This is a genomic window from Streptomyces sp. NPDC002779 (assembly GCF_042888685.1).
GTDB lineage: Bacteria > Actinomycetota > Actinomycetes > Streptomycetales > Streptomycetaceae > Streptomyces.
Window position 1 is genome coordinate 1 of the sequence record NZ_JBIAQC010000068.1, and the last position, 2,439, is coordinate 2,439.

Annotated in this window: 1 protein-coding gene and 1 pseudogene; both read right to left on the reverse strand. The window is 67.3% G+C overall.

Going from position 1 to position 2,439, the window contains the following annotated elements:
• Window positions 1-38 precede the first annotated feature (38 nt).
• Window positions 39-1,060 (reverse strand): annotated as a pseudogene (locus tag ACFYW5_RS37815) (IS110 family transposase).
• A gap of 832 nt (window positions 1,061-1,892) precedes the next feature.
• The coding region (locus ACFYW5_RS37820) for a transposase (RefSeq protein ID WP_389421675.1) at window positions 1,893-2,439 on the reverse strand (547 nt) is incomplete at its 5' end.

Here is a 2,439-nt window from a genome sequence, read left to right on the forward strand (position 1 = left end):
TCACAACGGCCTCCCCGGCCCCGATGTCACTCGCCACGTCAGTCATCAACTGTCGCTTCCAGCTCGGGAGTTACACCGCTCACCGTACAGACCCGGTTGTAGACCTCGCGCGCGACGAAGCGCTTGAGGCACCTGAATATGTCCTTCGTCTTGAGTCCTTCGAGAGTGCGCCGGGCAACGTAGTCACGGGTGCGCGGGTCGTGGCGCATGCGGACCAGCACGATTGTGTGCAACGCGCGGTTGGCCTGGCGGTCTCCGCCCCGGTTGAGCCGGTGGCGGTCAGTACGCCCGGAAGAGGCCGGCACTGGGGCGGCGGCGCACAAGTGGGCGAAGGAGGCTTCGGATGCGAGCCTGTCGGGGTTGTCCCCAGCGGTGACCAGCAGCTGCCCGGCGGTCTCGGTCCCGACGCCCGTCAGCGCGAGCAGGCCCGGTGCGGTGCGGGCGATCAGGACGCGTAGGTCGCGGTCTGCGTCCGCTTCAAGTGCCTGCAGCGCCTGGCCAGGCGCTTGAGGGCCAGTCTGACGGCCGTGGCCGGGGTAGCCAGATCGGTGCCCGGACGGCTGGCGGCCAGCCGTCGGACCAGCTCGGTGGTGGTCAGCGAGCGCAGTGCTTCGCGGACCTCAGCGGGCGCACGGGCCTTGACGGCGCTGGCGCGTACAACGCGCAGTCCGCGGATTGCCTCGACCGCGCCGTCACGGTGCTTCGGCGTGCCTGTGGCGCGGCCGGCGAGTACCGCGGTGGCGGCGGCGTAGGCGTCGATGGAGTCCGACTTCCCTGCTGCCTGGCGAGCCCGACGGTCGGGTCGGTCCACCTCGATCACGGCGATCTGGTTGGCCCGGAGGTAGCGCCCGAGTTCGGCGCCGAAGGAGCCGGTGCCCTCCATGCCTACAACCAGCACCCGGCCGTGGGAACGCAGCCACTCCAGCAGGTCCCGGTAACCGGCAGGCGTCGTGGGGAACGCCTCGGTGGCCAGGTGCCGGCCGATGGTGTCGATGACGGCGGCCTGGTGAACATCGGTGTGGGTGTCGATCCCGCCGATCACCTCGATGGGCTGTGACATGGTGGCCGGGTTCCTTCCGTGCGCGGCGAGTTGGCTCGCGCGCACCGGCCGGCGGACGGACACGACTGTGATGGGACCGTTTGGGTCAAGCTTCTATGAGGTCACGGTCGTCGGCCGGTGCACGCGGTGGCACCGCTCGGAAGGTCGACGATTCAGAGTGAGGACAGCCAAAGCGTCAATCGGGGATCGGGTCAGACCCTCGAGCGGTGCGACCCCATCCTCACAATCGGGGATCTTGTGCTGCTCCTTAAAAGGCAGGGGCGGTGGGTCACTTCGCAGCCTGTTCTGCCGATGCTGACTCAAGGCGGAGAAGTTCTTCGGCGGAACAGTCGGAATCAGGGTCTTCTACCAGGCAGAGACTGAGTCCGTGCTCGTCCCGCCGGACCAGAGCCGACAAGAGACAGGAGTCTTTCGGAAAGCCGATACTCAGGGAGACGGTGTCGCCGCTGGTGAGCGCGTCGTCAGCGAAGGAGGAACCCGCCTCGTCGGGTGCGCTGAAGAAGCTCCAGTGGCCGGTTACAGCGTCCGGGCACGATGTGCCTCCCAGCATCGCACTGTTCAGGCTTTCACCCGTCATACCGTGGTTCGCCCGCAAGCGAAGAAGAGCGCCACCAGGGCTACTCCACTCGCCCGTAAGCGCCGACTGGTCAATGCGAGCCGCGTCTCCACCTGCATCAGCGCAAGCAACGCAAGCCCACGCCAACGCGGCGACCAGAGCCGACCACCGTCTCGCTGAAGTGCTCATCCGCATTCCGCCCGCCACCCGACTGAACGCGTTCAGAATAGACGGCAGGTTCGGACGATCTCAAAGCGGGAGGTCCCTGGCGCAGGGCTATGGTCCCAGGAGTACGCGTTGGCGCAGGAGGTCGAGGTTGGCTCGGCCGTAGGCCATGCGTTTGATGAGCTTGACGCGGGTGATATGGCCTTCGATCTGCCCGGAGCTCCATGGGGTGGAGAGGCCGGCGGTGACGGCGTCGAAGTCTCGTCGTAGGCCGCTGACCAGGGAGTGCAGGGCTGGTAGGTCGTCGGCAAGGACGCGTTCCATCCAGTCCGGGAGCTGGTCTCCTCGGAGGTGGTGGAGCATTTCGGCGAAGTCGTGGACGTGCCGTGTGACGGCGTCGAGGTGAGGGCAGGCCGTACGGATCTCCTTCAGTTCCGCGGCGTCGGTGGTCGCGAGGTGCTGGGGGTTCGTCATGATCCAGCGGACGATACGTCGGGGCTTCGGGGCCGACCTGGGCTGCGGCCGGGACACCGGCTGCTGCTTTCGTCCTGGTTGGCGGGGACGTCTGAAGGCGCGGAAGTAGCGGCGGAGGCACTGGACGCTGCCGGTGAATCCGCGCTCGACCAGTTCCCGGTGGAGCTGGGGAATGTCGTGACAG